Source organism: Dehalogenimonas formicexedens, assembly GCF_001953175.1.
In the GTDB taxonomy this organism is placed as follows: domain Bacteria; phylum Chloroflexota; class Dehalococcoidia; order Dehalococcoidales; family Dehalococcoidaceae; genus Dehalogenimonas; species Dehalogenimonas formicexedens.
This window is the reverse complement of the sequence record NZ_CP018258.1, coordinates 832,539-849,763: the sequence shown is the minus strand read 5'-3', so window position 1 is coordinate 849,763 and position 17,225 is coordinate 832,539. Positions and strand designations below refer to the sequence as shown.

At 52.3% G+C, this 17,225-nt stretch carries 14 protein-coding genes, 1 pseudogene and 1 riboswitch; of the genes and pseudogenes, 9 read left to right on the top strand and 6 right to left on the bottom strand.

Annotated features, from left to right (window positions below; translation table 11 throughout):
• Positions 1-9 precede the first annotated feature (9 nt).
• The 6 genes from acsB to Dform_RS04525 are packed head-to-tail and all read right to left on the bottom strand — an operon-like array spanning position 10 to position 8,549.
• Positions 10-2,193 (bottom strand): acetyl-CoA decarbonylase/synthase complex subunit alpha/beta, encoded by a 2,184-nt coding sequence (acsB, locus tag Dform_RS04550; protein WP_076003972.1) that lies wholly within the window; start codon positions 2,191-2,193, stop codon positions 10-12.
• A 32-nt stretch (positions 2,194-2,225) separates the two neighbouring features.
• Positions 2,226-3,164 carry an acetyl-CoA decarbonylase/synthase complex subunit delta gene (locus Dform_RS04545; RefSeq protein ID WP_076003971.1) on the bottom strand — a complete coding sequence of 313 codons (939 nt, stop codon included), beginning with the start codon at positions 3,162-3,164 and terminating at the stop codon, positions 2,226-2,228.
• Positions 3,165-3,200: 36 nt separating this feature from the next.
• Entirely contained in the window at positions 3,201-4,088 is an 888-nt protein-coding gene (gene folD / locus Dform_RS04540) for a bifunctional methylenetetrahydrofolate dehydrogenase/methenyltetrahydrofolate cyclohydrolase FolD (protein WP_076003952.1), read from the bottom strand.
• Positions 4,085-4,864, bottom strand: a complete 780-nt coding sequence (locus tag Dform_RS04535) for an ATP-binding protein (protein WP_076003951.1) — start codon at positions 4,862-4,864, stop codon at positions 4,085-4,087. Before Dform_RS04535 ends, folD begins: the two co-directional genes overlap by 4 nt.
• Complete coding sequence (locus tag Dform_RS04530; protein WP_076005061.1) at positions 4,861-6,777, bottom strand: ASKHA domain-containing protein; 1,917 nt, start codon at positions 6,775-6,777, stop codon at positions 4,861-4,863. The genes Dform_RS04535 and Dform_RS04530 overlap by 4 nt, the downstream gene beginning before the upstream one ends.
• A gap of 11 nt (positions 6,778-6,788) precedes the next feature.
• On the bottom strand, positions 6,789-8,549 hold the full coding sequence (locus tag Dform_RS04525; protein WP_076003950.1) for a formate--tetrahydrofolate ligase: 1,761 nt from the start codon (positions 8,547-8,549) through the stop codon (positions 6,789-6,791).
• Positions 8,550-8,743: 194 nt separating this feature from the next.
• On the opposite strand from Dform_RS04525, the gene Dform_RS04520 reads away from it, so the two are divergent.
• The 9 genes and pseudogenes from Dform_RS04520 (at position 8,744) to Dform_RS04480 (ending at position 16,934) form a co-directional block, all read left to right on the top strand.
• A complete protein-coding gene (locus Dform_RS04520; RefSeq protein WP_076003949.1) occupies positions 8,744-8,956 on the top strand; it encodes an AtpZ/AtpI family protein in 213 nt (70 codons plus the stop codon).
• Between the two features lie 244 nt (positions 8,957-9,200).
• Positions 9,201-9,551 (top strand): annotated as a pseudogene (locus Dform_RS11565) (F0F1 ATP synthase subunit A); the annotation flags it as partial.
• A 362-nt stretch (positions 9,552-9,913) separates the two neighbouring features.
• Positions 9,914-10,657: a radical SAM protein gene (locus tag Dform_RS04510; protein ID WP_076003969.1), complete on the top strand. Its 744-nt coding sequence runs from the start codon at positions 9,914-9,916 to the stop codon at positions 10,655-10,657.
• A 344-nt stretch (positions 10,658-11,001) separates the two neighbouring features.
• The gene (locus tag Dform_RS04505; protein ID WP_425481070.1) at positions 11,002-12,189 is read left to right on the top strand and encodes an ABC transporter substrate-binding protein; all 1,188 of its coding nucleotides are present in this window, start codon (positions 11,002-11,004) and stop codon (positions 12,187-12,189) included.
• 67 nt (positions 12,190-12,256) lie between these two features.
• Positions 12,257-13,318, top strand: coding sequence for a FecCD family ABC transporter permease (locus Dform_RS04500; RefSeq protein ID WP_192846599.1), 1,062 nt, complete (start codon positions 12,257-12,259; stop codon positions 13,316-13,318).
• The gene (locus Dform_RS04495; protein WP_076003967.1) at positions 13,319-14,137 is read left to right on the top strand and encodes an ABC transporter ATP-binding protein; all 819 of its coding nucleotides are present in this window, start codon (positions 13,319-13,321) and stop codon (positions 14,135-14,137) included.
• A 1-nt stretch (position 14,138) separates the two neighbouring features.
• Positions 14,139-14,885 carry an adenosylcobinamide amidohydrolase gene (locus tag Dform_RS04490; protein ID WP_076003966.1) on the top strand — a complete coding sequence of 249 codons (747 nt, stop codon included), beginning with the start codon at positions 14,139-14,141 and terminating at the stop codon, positions 14,883-14,885.
• Positions 14,886-14,893: 8 nt separating this feature from the next.
• A complete protein-coding gene (gene cbiB / locus Dform_RS04485) occupies positions 14,894-15,850 on the top strand; it encodes an adenosylcobinamide-phosphate synthase CbiB (protein WP_076003965.1) in 957 nt (318 codons plus the stop codon).
• The gene (locus Dform_RS04480) at positions 15,831-16,934 is read left to right on the top strand and encodes a pyridoxal phosphate-dependent aminotransferase (protein ID WP_076003964.1); all 1,104 of its coding nucleotides are present in this window, start codon (positions 15,831-15,833) and stop codon (positions 16,932-16,934) included. Before cbiB ends, Dform_RS04480 begins: the two co-directional genes overlap by 20 nt.
• 11 nt (positions 16,935-16,945) lie before the next feature.
• A riboswitch (cobalamin riboswitch) is annotated at positions 16,946-17,133 on the top strand.
• Positions 17,134-17,225 lie beyond the last annotated feature (92 nt).

Sequence of the window (17,225 nt, the reverse complement as noted above, 5' to 3'; positions counted from 1 at the left end):
TCTCCTTTGTTATAACAGCGGATCTAACGAGAGCGCCGGGTGATTCATCTCGGTCAGGAAGGAAAGAATGGCCTCTTCCGTCGTACCAACGGTCTCGTCGGCAACCCGGTTCAATAGATCCGGGATGCCAATCTCGTTTGCCCGCTCGTTAAAAAGATCGGCGATCTCTTCTTTAAGGGAACGGGGCATCCAGACCAGCCGCTTAATCCCCTCTTCGGCGGCCAGGAATTTCCGTTGGGTGATATTGTACTTGGAATGCCCCACGAAACCGGGTGTAGTAACGCCGCCGCCGATGGTCCCGGCCAGCGTGGTGAATTTCATACCGCAGGGCGTCATATCGGTGTATTCTCGGTTGACCGTCATAACTCCGTTGCACAAGGGGAGTATGGCGGAAATGCATTCCATACAGCCGCAGGCGGTCATAGGATCCGATATGATGCTGTAAAAATTATAATGGTCCACGTTACCCCGCGACGCTTTGAAAACATATTCGTTAACGCCTTTCCACTGGCCCAGGCGCGGGTCGAGAGTCTGGCCTTTGGATACTGGCTGGTTGGGACCGATGGGGTTGATGTCAAAGGATGCCTTGCAATCCATCCAGTTGTAGGACCCGCAGAGCCCGGTCCGTTCCGGACTGATCACGCATACATGGGACGGGGCGAAGGACTGGCACAACAGGCAGGAATAAAAGGTCTCCACAGATTCATCGGTCATTCCCTCGATGCGGGCATCACGAGCGGCGTAGGCCTCTTTGGCTTTGGCAACGATCGCCAGCACGTCCTCGGTGCGGGTGTAAAGGGTTACCTGCATTTTATCGAAGATGCGGCCGAAATCCTGGTGCAACTTGGCGTGGAGCAATTTTCCGATATGACTCAGCCTGAACCCTTTTTCAACCGCCCCTTTGCTCACCCTTAACCATGCAATATCCCTCTGGCCGATGTGCATGACACCCTGGGCGTAATTGATGAGGTGATGGATCTGCCTTTCCAGAATGGGCTCGTAATCGTCCTGCATTTGCCTTCCGGCGACTTCGACAACGATGGCCAACGGCAGTTTGCTGCCGGCGGGAACCTCATCTAATTCAGGTCCACTGACTTCAACCGCACCGTCAGTGACTTCGTCGATCGGCCTTGAAGTTACCCACTCTACCATCGGCGTGCGCCCGCCACCGCATTCAAGGTAGATGTCTTCACCCCTGACACGCTCACCTTCGTAAGCAGGGCCGTAAGCCACCGGGACCGGGACTTCGTTGATCACGATCTTGAGCCCACGGACATCGATCGCCCGGTTGACGATTTTATCTTGAGAAACATTCGATACGATGGCATTTGGAATTTCGGGAATGGCAGAATCGGCAATAACCGGAAAGCCGAAGTTGAGAGCACCCGCCGCGGTAGCCGCCCATTCTTCGCTCACTTCGCCAAGAGCCATCACAAAGGCGTAAACCCTGTTTTTGCAGTATTCAAACAAGCTCTTCGCCTGCCCCGGAATGACGTTGCCAAAAGAGAGGGCGACTCGCACGGCAAAGCCGATCCCGAAAACGGTCGACGAGGTGTCCGGACCGAAGGGCACCAGCCGGGTCGGCCAGCCGACCTGGATGCCAGAACGCAGTAACTGCCGCGCTAATAGTTGGTCGCCGCTGGCCGCGCTCATAAAGGTATAGAGGTTTTTCTGCTGCAGTTCAGTCGCAATTTTTACGGCGATTTCATCGGAGGGCGCCGCGCCAAGAATAGCAGCAAAACCAGGGGCGGTCCCGTCAACGAACTCGACGCCCCTTTTTCTCAGGATGACGTCATCGGCGGCGCCAAGCCAGATATTGTCGTCAATCGGATCCTCGGTCTTGGTGTAATAATCAGGCTGTTCCAGGTATCGGATCGCCTCAATGATCTCTTCGGCGAACAGAGCCGCCATGCCGGCATTGAGCACCGGATCCAGTGATAAGAGAGCGTCCTCAGGTTTCATGACCGGAGGCAGCATCTCGCGGCATTTGGCTATTGCGTGTGCCACATCGCCGAGGGTCTCTACTTTTTGACCGGTTACGCCGTAAATTACCGGAAGGAAGTAAGCCGTATTTGGGAAACCGACTGGTTGGCCGCTACCTTTGGTTACCAGAGCGTTCCGCCAGGCAGATTCAGCCCGGTCTACCAACTGGTGAGCGCCGTTTATGGCAGCAGTGGCAATAATCGTTGACATAATGTTAACCTCGGAATCGCTAAATATCGAGATCAGCTAAGATCGTCGATCATATCCTTAACCAGTCTAATAGCCTCAGGATGCCGCATCACCAGTATATCGGCGCCAGCCAAAAGCAGTAACGTGGCGCTCATGGCTTCCAGGGTAATGCCGCGTTTTTCGGCATCTCCCAGCCTGGGGTCTTCGGATTCTGCGATTTTGGCTTCTTTGGATTTCCAGGTTTCCCGGGCGATATTACAGATGAGCGGGAATTGGAGCTTTTCATCCTGTTGCGTGAGCGCCGCCATCCGGATACGTTCCATCACAGAATATGCGTATTCGATGCCGTAGCCGATAGAACTCACCGTTGGATCCATTATCATCTCGTTGGGATTGACTCCCAGGTTAGCCATCAGGATATTTAACTGCTTGGCAAGGTTGATATCGATAGGGCTGGACGCAATGACGGTATGCTTGTATGCCATTGCCGCTGCCGCTATCTTTTTGTAATCACCTTTTTCCACAGGACCAAGGACAAGGCGCCGGTCCTGTACCGCTTCCGCCACAGCCCGCAGCACCTCGGTATCTTTTTCATGGTTGGCCGTACCCCAGACAATCAAAGGCACATCGATTGAGTGGGCTACTTGGGAAACCACCCTGGCTGCTGCGTCTGCATCCCGGTTGGTTCCGTTCGGGTCGGTGCTCTGGAGTTGCAGGCAGATCATCTCTGCCCCGTACACCTCGACGCACTTTCTTGCCCATGCGACCGGATCGTTCATCTCACCGGCGAAGGGCGCCTGTGCCGCCTCGGGCCAATCTAATGGAGCTTCATCATAAACTTCCATGGCGATACGGGGCGGATTCGGTGAAGATCCTTCAAAACCGTAAAATGAATATCTCTGTTCGCCGCCGACCATGACTTGCTGTCTATCACCGAGACTGATTGAACGTATACTACCGGAATAATTGATCCTGGGAATATCTACAGCCATAAAAGTTCCTCTCGTCTGGAGGTGGAATAATCTCGGCTATTTCAAGCCGTGAGCCATCTTGGCGGCTTTGACTGTGTTTGCCATCAGCATAACGATTGTCATCGGGCCGACGCCCCCCGGAACCGGCGTGATGGCGCTTGCGACGGCCTTAACATTATCAAAATCGACGTCTCCACACAAGATTCTCTTGCCGGCTGGAGTTTTGCCGATCTCATTGGTTCCCACATCTATGACCGTGGCGCCCGGTTTCACCATATCGGCGGTGATAAACCGTGGTTTACCAATGGCCGCGATGAGGATGTCAGCCCTTCGGGTATGGTTGGCCATATCATGTGTAGCAGAATGGCAGACGGTCACCGTGGCGTTGGCTCCGGCGGCCTTCTGCAACAGTATGTTGGCTATTGGCTTGCCCACGATGTTTGACCGCCCCACGACTACCACTTCCGCACCTTCGGTATCGACATTGCTTCGGATCAGCATCTGCTGGATGCCGGCAGGGGTACACGGCAGCAGGGATTTTTCGCCGATAACCAAACGCCCGATGTTGATGGGATGGAACCCGTCCACGTCTTTGTCGGGCGAGATCGCCGTCAGAACCCTGTTTTCATCGATATGTTTCGGCAGCGGCACCTGCACCAGGATGCCGTTGATCCTCGGATCGTCATTCAAAGTTTTGATGAGGTAGAGCAATTCCTTCTCGGACGTTTCTTCCGGCAATGGATAATTGGCCGAGAATATCCCCAACTCCTGGCAGGCTCTGACCTTGGAACCGACATAGGTTTGGGACGCCGGATCATTGCCCACGATGACGGTGGCCAGACCGGGTATGACATGGTGGCGGGCGCGAAGCATCTCAATTTCATTTTTAAGTTCTTCGCGAATCTGCTTAGAAATTTCGGTACCGCTTATAATCCTGGCCGTCATGAATTAACCTCACTCGGATTCTTTGAAAGAATCTGGTTCATCATTTTATCGATTGCCTGGACCGACGCCGAGTCTCCGGGCATATCCAGCAGCGACCGCTGGTGCCAGTCGTATTCCATTATTAGACGGTCTTCCGGTATCGCGGCTCCTATCGAGATGCCCAGCCTGCCGAATTCCGCTTCAACAAGTGGATCGATTGTCTCGGGAGCCTGGTTCAAGATGACCCACCGATGTTTGATGTTAAGTCTCAGTTCTTTTACCAATTGGATTATCGTACCGACGGTACGTACGCCCTTTACTGAATGGTTTGAGACGAGCAGCAGATGGTCGATAGACTCGGTTGTGCCGCGGCTTAGATGCTCAAGTCCGGCTTCGTTATCCATAACCATGAACTTATAGTTTGGCAAAAGTTTGTCGATGAAGGATTTCAGGACATTGTTCGGAAAACAATAGCAGCCCGCTCCTTCTCCCCGGCCCATGGTTATTAAGTCAAAATCCTGGCTTTCAAATATCGACTCGTTCAGTTTCAAGTCCAGTAGAGCTTCCTTGGACATACCCGGTGGAATAACAAGTTTATTCTCGTTGTAACCAGCCAAAATGGAGCCAATGGTTTTTTCAACATTCACACCCAGGCCAAGGTCAAGATTTGCTGCAGGGTCGGCATCGACTGCCAGGACAGGGACCCTACGCTGTTTTATGAGATAACGGACGATCAGGCAAGCAATGGAGGTTTTGCCGGTACCCCCCTTGCCCGCCATGGCAATGGAAATGGTCATGTCGACTGTGTACCCCCCGATTTGATCACGCCGTGGCTGACTGAAGGGAAGAGGCTTGCATCGGTGTGGGGTAAAAACATGGAAGCCGTGTAATTTTCCATAAATGAAACATTTTCCGAAAGCTCAATGTTGGTTATAAGCCCGGCGACCTTCCTGCCGGCTTCAATAAGTTCAGTTGAAAAACTGGACAGGCGTGCGCCGAGAAGAGAGCCGTTCCCGACAAACACGAATTTACCGCGGTCGATGTCCGGCAATAACCCGATGGTAATTGCATCTTCGATATCGAGATGGCTGCCGAAGGTACCGGCCACGATAACGTTTACTAAACCATCGAAGGTGAGGTCCACGCTTGCCAGAAGTGTTTGATAGCCGGCGTACATCGCCCCCTTGGCGCGAATCAGGTTTTCAACATCGATTTCAGTCAAGACTATATCTTTACCGATCGACGTCTCACCCGCCTGAACAAGCAGGTATTCCGGGCCGTCCTCTCCATCCCGAACGTGTTTTGAAGCCTCGATATTAAATTTGCCTCTTTGGTTGATGATTCCGTTTAAATACAGAGCCGATATCGCGCTAATCAAGCCGGCGCCGCAAATGCCGCGGGGTTTGTCTCCGCCGATTGTGGTGATGTTCGGGCTCCCGTCGGCGCCAATCCTGAACGATTCGATCGCTCCTGCTGTCGCCAGCATGCCATGTCGGATGCCACCGCCTTCGAAAGCCGGGCCAGCTGAGCAAGAAGCGGACACCATCCATTCCCGGTTGCCGACCACGATTTCTCCGTTTGTGCCTATATCGATATACAGCACCGTGTCGGAACGCTGGAATATTCCGGTTCCCACGAGACCGGACACGATATCGCCGCCAATGTAGCTGGCGACCGATGGAATCGTCGAGACGGGCACGTCGTACCCCAGGTCAAGACCGATTTCTCCTGCGGAAACAACAGGAAAGACAGAAGCAGTTGGCACGTAAGGCTCGAGTCTCAGATATTTTGGCTCCACTCCCGTCATCAATTGGACCATGGTAGTGTTCGCAGCAACCATGACATGGGCTATCTGCGACGTATTGACGCTGGCACGGGAAGCCATGTCCGATGCGATCTTGTTCATGGTCGAGACCACCGCCCGTTGCAGTTGGGTCAGGCCGTCCCTTTTTCCGGAGTAATTGATCCGGCTGATCACATCGTCGCCGTAGGCGCGTTGACCATTGTACTCAACCCCCTGGGCCAGGACCTTGCCTTCGTTCAGGTCCAGAAGTTCCCCGCGGATGCCGGTGGTCCCGATGTCGAAGGCGATCCCGTAATTCCGGTCTCTGGTGTCGCCTCCTTCCACGTCGATCAACCGCAGTCCATGTTGTTCTTTCAGCGCCGTGAGAGTGATTTTCCAATTGCATTCTCTAACTGCGCCGGGCAATTTTTTCAAAAAAGCAAGCGCAATCGAAGGATTCTCAATGCCGTGAGATTCGAGAGCCCGGGCCAGGCGGGTAAGATCGCTTGAATTATCCCGCAAATTCGGCGGGGGTAGCGCTATAAAAAGTTTGAAGACCGGCGGGGCGAACCGCCAACCGGATGCCGCCATGACTTCTTCTCGAGTGACCAGCGAACGAAGGTGCCCGCTTGAAGCAGGCGCTTGGGCTTCGGGTAATACGTACACGATCAGGTCTGTCAAAATCCGGGTCTGGCACGCCAGCCGCACGCCGTTAGCAACATCTTCGTTGCAAAGGATCGAACCCGGAGATGTTTCTACGTCACCCTTTTTAATGGATACCCTGCAAGTGCCGCAAACCCCATCGCCACCGCACGAGGCAGCGATGCCGACACCCACGCTCCTGGCGATTTCCAGCAGGTTGTCACCTTCGTGTGCGGGAGCTGAGATGCCCTGGGGCTCGAAACGGACGGTGATCGGCTTATTCATGGTGTTCAAACCTAAAACAGGCCTTTGACTTTGCCTGTTTCGACATCGACATCGATGCGGCGGAATGCAGGGTCGGAAGACGTCCCCGGCATCAATTTAATATCTCCGGCCACCGGGACAACAAATCTGGCGCCATTATATGTAAGGATATCCCGTATAGGAAGAACCCACCCGGAAGGCCGGCCTTTCAAGTTGGGATCGTGAGACAAACTCAGGTGGGTCTTAACCATGCAGGTAGCAAAATCCGATTTGGAAGCGTCAGCTTCGATGGCTTCGGCTTTAGCTTTGGCTTCCGGCGTGTAGGATACCCCATCGGCACCGTACACCTGCCTTGCGATCTTCTCGATGCGGGAGGTCAGGGGCAAGGAGCTTTCGTATAACAACTTGAAGTCATTTTTCTCTTGGCAGGCATCGATAACCGCGTCCGCCAGCTCGAGGGCGCCTTCACCGCCCAGGAGCCAATGGCGCGAGACGGCGACCCTGGCTCCGGCGCGTTCAGCTTCTCTTTTGACGATGGAGATTTCTTCTTCGGAATCCGTTGAGAAATGATTGATACAAACCACCGGGATAATACTTGACTGTTTCACCGTTTCAATGTGGGCGACGAGGTTTGCCGCCCCCTGCTCAACGAGAACCGGGTTAGGCTGGGTGTACGCTGCGTCCAGCGGTTTACCCGGTTTAACAGTCGGACCGCCTCCGTGCATCTTCAGGGCGCGCACCGTGGCAACAATTACGGCGCAATTAGGTTTCAATCCACTGACCCGGCACTTGATGTTCCAGAATTTTTCAAAGCCTATGTCGGCGCCAAAGCCACTTTCAGTTACATGGTAATCAGATAATTTCAGGGCGACTCTGTCGGCGACGATAGAAGACTGGCCGACGGCGATGTTGGCGAACGGCCCGGCGTGGACCATCACGGGTTGTCCTTCAATTGTCTGGAGAAGATTCGGATTTGAAGCCCGGACCAGCCAGGCAGTCATCGCTCCATCGACTTCAAGGTCGTGGGTAGTGACCGGATTGCCCTGCCGATCATAGGCGACGACGATGCGTCCGATGCGCTCGCGCAGGTCACGAAGGCTGGTGAACACCGCCAAAATAGCCATGACCTCCGAACTTACCGATATGGCAAAGCCCGAGCGCATCATGTAACCATCGGTTTTGCCGCCGAGCCCGATGATGATATCCCGCAATGATTGAGCGCAGAAATCCATGGCCCATCGCATTGGAATATTATTGGGATCGATATTCAGCCTGGGTAGCTTGCGTTTTGCCAAAAATTCGTCGGTGTTGTTGGCTTCGTGCTGTAATCGGGCAGTCAAAGCTACCATAGCGAGATTGTGCGCGTTAGTGACGCAATCGATGTCACCGGTTAAACCGAGCGAAAAAGGAGTCAGAGGAATACATTGAGAAAGCCCGCCTCCGGCCGCCGATCCCTTAATATTGAAAGTCGGCCCGCCGGACGGTTGGCGGATTGCCCCCGAAACGTTGCCTTTTCTCTTGGCTAACCCTTGAACAAGTCCGATCGTTGTGGTGCTTTTGCCTTCGCCGAGCGGGGTAGGGGTGATTGCGGTGACGTCGATGTACATGCCATCGGACTCATTTTTGAGACGTTCCAGTACTTGGGCGTAATCCACTTTGCCCAAATAATGTCCGTAGGGCAAGAGTTCATTTTCCAGAATGCCCCATTCAGCCGCCAGCCGGGATACCGGTCTCATCGACTTTTCGGATTCTTCCGCTATCTGCCAGTCCTGAAGTTTTGTTGGATCTAACATCTTAGTAATCTTCCAATGCGAACAACGATGCCGCCGGGAGAAAAATCATAGAATAGTCCAGTATAGTTTGGGGTCGTTGGCTAGTCAAATGGATTGGCCATTTGTTCCCGTTTTTAGACAATTGTTTTATCAGTATTAGGACTTGACCCCAATGGGCGCTTCTGATATGCTTTGTCGGGTTTTTTGAGGCAGGGATGAACCGATGGCGAACCGGCCTGCAGTTCATCGGGATCGGCTGGTATATCAGCCTGATGATCCTGGGAGGGATTCTCCTGGGTCGATGGCTGGATTCCAAGCTTAACACCGGACCTCTGCTGTTGATAGTCGGGCTTTTCCTGGGTTTGGTAGTCGCGTTTTACGGCGCTTACCGGATGATGCCGAAGCCGCCGGATAATAGCAACGAATAGACAAGGATAATCGATAGTGCCAAAAGCGCCTCAAAAGAAAATAATCGGGCTGTCAAAACCGGTCTTTATTGCCTCTTTAATTATCGTTCTGGCTCTGTCTATTGTCAGCCTCCTGGCAGGCGCTATCGGCCGATCCATTATCAAAAATGTCAGTTTGCCCAGTTGGATCATCGTCGATCAACCCAGACCGGAACTGCCCGCTGAAGCCATTGCCCACATCGGCGGCATCGCAATTACCAACACCATGTTGACCGCCTGGATAAGCATAGTCGTTTTAGCCGTTTTCTTTTTCCTTGCCACCCGAAGAATGAAACTGGTGCCTGGCAGACTACAGGCAGTTGCCGAATCCATCATCGATCACCTCTTCTCCTTCTGCACGGACATCGCCGGAGAGAAGAACGGCCGTAAGTTCTTCCCGCTGATGGCAACCATCTTCCTTTTCGTCATTACCAATGCCTGGATGAACCTCATCCCCGGTTACGGATCCATCCTCATCGACACCCACGAAGGCGCCGTCATCTTGTTTCGCGGCGCCAATACCGATATCAATTTCCCCCTGGTGTTAGCGGTTGTTTCATTCGTCATGGTCGAATACTGGGGCTTGCGGACGCTGGGTGTATTTCATTACCTGAGCAAGTTCTTCAATCAATATTTTGAGAATACCGTCCACACACAGGCTTTTATCACCGATTTTGAATGCCGTGGTGGTGCAATTACTGGCTTATTACACCGCGGAGGCCAGAGGCTGCCCGATTGACTTCCCGCGTAACCTGGCAAAAAGCGTGACGGTTGAGTAAACCTTTGGTTTAAGACTGTTTTTTCCTTGTTTAGGTGTAACAGTATCGCCGGAAACAGGCGCGCGATTTGAGTTTGGCGTTGTTTCTACTTTGCCGCCATGGCTCGTTCGAGTGTATACTTGACCGTTAATCACTTTTCAAAGAAACCGGAGGGATCAACTTGAAGGTCTACCATATCGCCTATGAGCCATCGTATGGATCGGTGGATATCCACATTTGGACTAAGTGCACTCTCGATTGCCAGGCTTGCTATACGAATTGGGAATTGTATGACTTCAGCCTTTACGATGACGCAACCACTGAGATCATGACCCGGCAAAGAACTACCCCACCAGACAAATTTTTATCTTATGACCAGGTTATAGAACTGCTCAAGCCTCTCCAAATCAAATATGCTGTATTTATGGGAACCGAGGCGGCCTTGGATCCGGAATTGCCGAAATTGACTAAAGAGCTGCACGAGAAATGGGGTGCTTATAATATACTGTTGACCAATGGCATTGTCATGCCGGATCTGGCTGATATTGATCAGGTTATATTCAGCATCAAGGCTGTATCCGACGATATCTACCGTAAGTACACCGGAAGAAACAACAAACCCGCTCTTGCTCATTTCGCCGAAATCGCCAAAATGGGCAAGAACCTTCACGCCGAGGTAGTTCTCATACCGGAATTAATCGAAGCCGAAGAGATCGAAAAGGTTGCCAAGTTCGTTGGCTCGATCGATCCGAACATCCCTTTCCGCATCGATGCCTATTTCCCCGTCCCTGAGTGTCCGTGGCGGGCAGCCACCAACGCCGAAGTTGAATACGCCGCCGAACTGGCAAAGAAATATATGAACAAAGTGACCATCCTCACTCTAGATATGAAAAGAGTAGGGGACAAGGCGCTACGCATTTTCTAGGTCGAGGGCGGGAATCGAAGGTCGTGATTTGACACGCTGCGTCACCCGGCGTATATTATAATCAATTAAATATTAGCCAACTCAAGGCTGCTTGTTTATTCAAGCTACGGGAGCAAGTCCGGTGAAAGTCCGGCACAGTACCGCCTGCTGTAATCCCAATATTCTTGGGAGAGTCAGAACCCCGGCCTTAAGGCAACTAAGCTCTCCGCGGTTTAAGGAGCGCAAATTGGTAAGCATTAACCTCCTGACCGCAATGGATTTGGAGGTTTTCTTTTTAACCGAATATAAGAAGAATCTTTCTATACCAGAGTAGCCTGTTGATCAGGTGAACGGGTGCAAGTCCGGTGAAAGTCCGGCACAGTACCGCCTGCTGTAATCCCAATCTTCTTGGGAGAGTCAGAACCCCGGCTCAGGTCGAGTGTTTCTCCGCGGAAAAGGAGGCGGGTAAATGTGTAATACAAGCTGACATAGATTTCTTCGATGACCAGTATCAACGAAACAAAAAAGGAAAGTTCAGGATGATCAGCTTCAATAAAATAATAAATTACACACGGGCCAAAATAGGCTTTCTGTCAATCGCCCTGACCGCCGTGCTGATGATAGGCCTGTTGCCAGGCTGTGGAAGCACGACCGAAAATACGACATCACCTGTTACCACGACGCCACCGCCGACCACCGATTACACCGTTACTTTCCCTCTCACGATTAAGGACCAAACCGGGCAGTCATTCACCTTTACCAAACCAGCTACTAAAATAGTGTCTTTGGCGCCGGGTAATACCGAGATCGCTTTCTCGATAGGACTCGACGCAAACATAATCGGTGACACCACTTATTGCGATTATCCACCGGCGGCCGCGAGCAAGCCGAAGATGGGTGGCTTTTCCACCGCCGATACCGAAGCGATCGTTGCAGCTCAACCTGACCTTATTCTCACGGCAAATTTGCACATCACTAAAGTCGTTCCTCAACTACAATCACTGCTACCCAAAACCGCCGTATTCACATTGAATCCCAAAACCATCCAAGATGTAATGGATGCCATGATCTTGGTCGGAAAGATTACTGATCATTTGAAGCAGGCGACCGAACAAGTGGCAGCTTTGCAAGCGAAGTTTGACTCGGTCACTTCGAAAACTGTCCCGCTTACCTCCTTCCAGAAGCCAAAGGTTTTGTACGTCCTGTACCCCGACCCGCTAATGACCGTCGGACCGGATACCCCGCAGTACCAGCTTGTCGAGTTGGCGGGCGGACTCAGTATTTCCCGAGGCATGGCCAATGGATACCCTACCATGTCAATCGAAGCTTTAGTAGCGGCTAATCCGGACATAATAATCACCAGTGGCATGGGAACCGCAGGGTCAGCCAAAGACCAGATTCTAAATAACCCACAACTGCAGACCGTCGCCGCCGTGAAAAACAAGCAGGTATTTGATATAGACGGAAACATCATCCAGCGAATGGGACCCCGCCTGGCTGATGGCCTGATAGCTATGGCACAAGTGATCCATCCAGAATTAGGAATAAAATAAAAGAATAGCGCGGGACGGCGGTTGCCGTCCCGCGTGTAAAACTATGGCCTTGAATTCACTGACTCAAATGAAAGCGGTAAACGCAGCTCCATCGCTGGCCGTAAAGTGGCATTCCCGCGTGGTCACTATGGCTTTGTTATTGACCGGCTTGTTCTTGCTGGCCGCCTTCGCCACGACCATCGGCACCGTTCAGATCCCCTTCAGTTCCACTATAAGCATAATCCTGGACAAGCTGCCGTTCATCCACATAGATCAAACGTGGTCAGATGCTGCACAAACCATCATTACTCAGATCAGGCTCCCTAGAGTAATCCTGGCCGGCGCTGTCGGAATAGCGCTTTCTGTAGCTGGGGCAACTTACCAGGGATTGTTCCGCAACCCGCTAGCAGATCCCTACCTTATTGGCGTTGCCCAGGGGGCCGCTCTGGGTGCTGCAATCGGTTTTATTTTACCCATCACTTTCCACAATGTAGCATTTAGCATCATTCCTGTATTCGCCGCACTCGGCGCTATTCTCACCGTTTTCGTTGTATACAGCATCGCTAAAGTAGGGACGTCAATCCCTGTCACCACCCTCATTTTGGGCGGTGTGGCGGTAGGTTCGCTGCTCATGGCCCTGGTTAACTTCATCATCACAATAAGCGGCGACAAGATCCACGGAATAGTTTTCTGGATGATGGGCAGTTTTTCTTCGAGCCAATGGTCAGATGTTGAAATTGCGCTACCGATCATCTTGCTTGGCAGCGGATTCATTTTCCTGTTTGCCAGGTCGCTAAACATCATCCAGCTTGGTGAAGACCAGGCCAAGCAACTTGGAGTCGACATCGAGAAGATGAAAGTTATGCTGTTGGCAGCAGCCACAATAATCACGGCCGCGGCTGTATCTTTCGTGGGAATCATCGGTTTTGTCGGCATTATCATCCCTCATGCCATCAGGTTGATCTGGGGTGCGGACTATCGCTTCCTACTTCCTTTTTCGGCCCTGGTTGGAGCGATTTTTCTGATTGGTGCGGACATCGTCTCCCGAAGCGTCGGAGCTTCAGAAATACCGATAGGCATTATTACTGCGCTTTGCGGTGCGCCGTTCTTCATGTACCTGTTGCGCAAAAGGACGAAGGTGCTGTTCTAAATGTTAACCCTAGAAATGGAGAACATCACCCTCGCTTACGGCAATAAAGAGGTTGTCCGCAATATTACCTTCAAAGCCATGCCCGGAGAAATGGTCGGCCTGGTCGGGCCAAACGGGTCCGGCAAATCGACTATTATAAAAGCGCTGTGCCACGTCTTGAACCCCAAAGCGGGGCGCATTCTCACTAACGGCAACGACATTTCTCAGTTGTCGTACAGGGATTTAGCCAAGACGATTAGCGTGGTGCCGCAGACTCCCGTGTTGCCCAGTGCTTTTACGGCTTTCGAAATTGTTCTCATGGGTCGCAATCCACATCTCGGCATGTTCCAATATGAGAGTAAAAATGACATAGACATTGCCTGGGGGGCAATGGAACGTTGCGGAGTGCAACAATTCGCCGACAGGCATATTTCGGAATTGTCCGGCGGTGAAATTCAGAGCGTGGTCATCGCCAGAGCCCTGGCCCAGGAAACAGAAGGGATATTGCTCGATGAGCCAACGGCTAATTTGGACATCGGGCGCCAGATAGAAGTTCTCGATCTATTAAAAGAAGAGTGCACCAACAGGCATCTTACGATCATCGCGGCTATTCACGACCTGAACCTGGCGGCACATTACTGCGAAAAACTGGTTTTGATCAAAAATGGTGAACTGTATGCTTTTGGTAGCCCCCGAGAGGTAATAACCTCCGAAAACATTTGCAACGTTTACGGCCCCGGCAGCTATGTCCACACTCACCCATTAAGCGGTCTGCCCGCGGTTTTACCCAAAGTCAGCAACATTAAAGATATCGAACCTTGCATCGTTCACGGAGCGTAAAATGGCCCAGGATATTCATTCGGAGATACTCGGATGTTTCCACGGCATAACCGCCGAAGTGGTTTTTCACCGCATATGGAACGTACCTTCGAACGCGTTGTTGTTGCACCTGCCCGAGCCCCAGAGGACACTCTCCGGCCTCCAGGGATACCGGCGCGTCAGCGTGGTCGCCAACTGTCACATTCCCCAACCGCTATGGATGAAACTTCATGACCCGGCGGTGGATTGGCGCGATTATTACCGGCGTATCTTGAAGGCGAATTCTTTCGGCAAGGTACTTTCATTGGACAATGCCACCATGCTTTCCACTGGCGTCCCGATGCCTGAACTGGCTTATCGCGAAGAAACCGACTGCCATCTTTGGGCTATAGCCTTTGTAACCGCCGGTGTCGAAGGCAATGCCCTGCGGGTCGGAGTAGATACCGGCCGCCACCATAACCCCGTTGGTACCATAAACACGGTTGTATTCACATCGGTCGAACTGACTCAGGCGGCGATGGCAGCCTCTTTTATAACCCTGACAGAAGCCAAGGTGGTTGCCCTGGAAGATCTCGGAATAAAAAGCTCCTACAACCCGGCGCTGCAAGCCACGGGAACAGGCACCGATCAGATTGTCATCGTTTCGGGTAAAGGCGAAAAATGTACTTACGTCAGCGGACATACTAAAATAGGCGCGCTGATGGCGCGGGCGGTTACCGCGGCCACTAAGGAAGCCATCACCAAAAGGCGTAAAGCCCTTAACAGTTAGGAGTCCCGTTGGATATTGTCCTGATACTCCTGGTCGCCCTGGCCGTTGAGTTCACCTTGGGTGACCCTCCGAACGTGGTACACCCCGTTGCCTGGATAGGCAAGGCTATTTCCTCCCTCGAACGTTTGGGATTCATCGGCGGGAAGACCTATCAGTTCGTTTACGGCGCCGTTGCCACCCTCGGGCTGACTGCGGTTGTGATAACCGCCTCGCTTTTCATCGTCTCCTGGCTTAAGGATATCAACTATGTGCTCTATGTGATCGTCGCCGGCGTTTTGCTTAAGATGACGTTCAGTTTTGTATACCTTCGAAAGACGGCGTTGCACATCAAACACTTGATCGAGAACGACGAAACGTTAGACAAGGCTCGTTTCGAACTAAGGGCATTGGTAAGCCGGAACACTTCGAAACTGACACGGCCATACCTCGTTTCCGCCACCGTCGAATCGGTCTCCGAAAGCCTGTGCGATAGCCTGGTTTCACCCCTGTTCTTTTTCGTCGTTTTCAGCTTGTTCGGACCATATGGGATCGCTGCGGCGTTTGGGTTCCGGGTGGTTTCCACCTTCGACAGCATGATCGGTTATCACGGTAAATACGAATACCTGAGTAAATTTCCTGCACGGCTTGATGACGTGCTGAATTATCTTCCGGCCCGGATCTCGGCTCTCCTGGTCGTTGTCGCCGCCGGGATTACCAGGATGGGTGCCCGGCGCACCTGGAGCATCGCCCGGGTAGATCACCTTAAGACCGAAAGCCCCAATGCCGGATGGCCGATGGCTGCCGCAGCAGCGGCGTTACGTGTTCAATTTGAGAAAATTGATCATTACCGCCTGGGGAGAGCTGATCGTCCGATGACGCCTGAGGTAGTCGACGATTCATTGAGACTTATCAACAGCGCCACCTGGGTGTGGTTCATCATCTGTTTTGCCGCGGGAGGACTGCTCTATGCCCTCGCCAAGGCCTGAAATTGCGGCACTCTCAAGCTGTTATCATGGCGGGCCGAATTACACCGAATTCGCTCGGCTGGGAATTGACCCAAAGGATGCCATCGATTTCAGTTCAAACTCCAACCCTTATCCCTTCAACCTTGATTTTAAACTAGATGATGTAATTATCGACCATTATCCCGATTCCGATTCGACGGAATTGCGCCGGGCGCTTGCAGCTCAAAACCAGGTTGGCCTTGATAACATCGTCGTAGGGGCTGGGAGCATGGAGATAATAAGGCTTATTGCTCAAGCCTATTTCAGCCGCGGCGATGAAGTAATCATCGTTAAACCGACCTTTGGCGAATACGAGACTGCCTGTTTGGTCGCCGGAGCGGAGGTGGTGGAGTTTTGGGCTCAGGAAGCTGCCGGTTTTTGTCTCAATATCGAGCGCGCGGTCCAGGCTGTCAAACACCTGAAACCAAAAGCAATCTTTATCTGCAACCCCAACAACCCCACCGGCCGGCACGTTTCCAGGAAGGCGATCGAAGAACTCCTGGTTGCGGCAGACCATGGGCTGGTGGTGCTCGATGAAGCCTATCTTGCGTTTACCGACAATCCGTGGAATTCAGTCGACCTTCTTTCATACGGTAATCTGATAATTCTTCGGAGTATGACCAAGGATTTTGCATTGGCCGGATTGCGCCTGGGTTATTGCCTGGCGTCCGCGGACATTATCGAAAACCTGAACAAGGTGAAACCGCCGTGGAACGTCAATGCCGTCGCGCAAAAAGCCGGATTGCAGGCGACAAGGGATGGAGCCTACCTGCGTCGAAGCGAACGGCTTGTAAAGAAAAATCGAGATTACCTGATGAATGAGTTTATCCCACTGGGGTTCAAAATCGTGCCCACCAGCACCAACTTCTTCCTGATGAAGGTCGGCAAGGCCGGAGAGTTCCGTTCAGCTCTTTTGCGTGATCGAATCGTCGTCAGGGATTGCACTTCGTTCGGCCTCCCCGAGTACGTCAGGATAGCTCCAAGGACAATGCCGGAATGCAGGGAGTTGGTGAGAGCAGTCAAAGGCCTAAAATGGCGGCTTGACACTACATTTTGCCGACGTTAATATTAGCAACAATTGAATATCGGGTTTACGGCGCTCGCAAGAGCTTAATTGGGAAGTTCCGCGCAAGTCGGATGCGGTCCCGCCGCTGTGACTGGTGACGAAACCGGCATCACGCCACTGTTCTTTAAAAGAGAATGGGAAGGCGCCGGGAATAGGTTGAGCCAGGAGCCAGAAGACCTGCCGTACAGCGTAACCCTCGAGGAAGGGTTCGGGAGATGGTAAATCCCTGGACCTGAAAAGGCGTACAGGGATTTTTTTATTTTCAGAATATACTAAATAACAAAAGGTAAG

Bases quoted from the DNA above. Each gene is read 5' to 3' on its own strand.
- acsB (WP_076003972.1), bottom strand. From the start codon at position 2,193: ATGTCAACGATTATTGCCACTGCTGCCATAAACGGCGCTCACCAGTTG.
- Dform_RS04545 (WP_076003971.1), bottom strand. From the start codon at position 3,164: ATGGCTGTAGATATTCCCAGGATCAATTATTCCGGTAGTATACGTTCA.
- folD (WP_076003952.1), bottom strand. From the start codon at position 4,088: ATGACGGCCAGGATTATAAGCGGTACCGAAATTTCTAAGCAGATTCGC.
- Dform_RS04535 (WP_076003951.1), bottom strand. From the start codon at position 4,864: ATGACCATTTCCATTGCCATGGCGGGCAAGGGGGGTACCGGCAAAACC.
- Dform_RS04530 (WP_076005061.1), bottom strand. From the start codon at position 6,777: ATGAATAAGCCGATCACCGTCCGTTTCGAGCCCCAGGGCATCTCAGCT.
- Dform_RS04525 (WP_076003950.1), bottom strand. From the start codon at position 8,549: ATGTTAGATCCAACAAAACTTCAGGACTGGCAGATAGCGGAAGAATCC.
- Dform_RS04520 (WP_076003949.1), top strand. From the start codon at position 8,744: ATGAACCGATGGCGAACCGGCCTGCAGTTCATCGGGATCGGCTGGTAT.
- Dform_RS04500 (WP_192846599.1), top strand. From the start codon at position 12,257: ATGAAAGCGGTAAACGCAGCTCCATCGCTGGCCGTAAAGTGGCATTCC.
- Dform_RS04495 (WP_076003967.1), top strand. From the start codon at position 13,319: ATGTTAACCCTAGAAATGGAGAACATCACCCTCGCTTACGGCAATAAA.
- Dform_RS04490 (WP_076003966.1), top strand. From the start codon at position 14,139: ATGGCCCAGGATATTCATTCGGAGATACTCGGATGTTTCCACGGCATA.
- Dform_RS04480 (WP_076003964.1), top strand. From the start codon at position 15,831: ATGCCCTCGCCAAGGCCTGAAATTGCGGCACTCTCAAGCTGTTATCAT.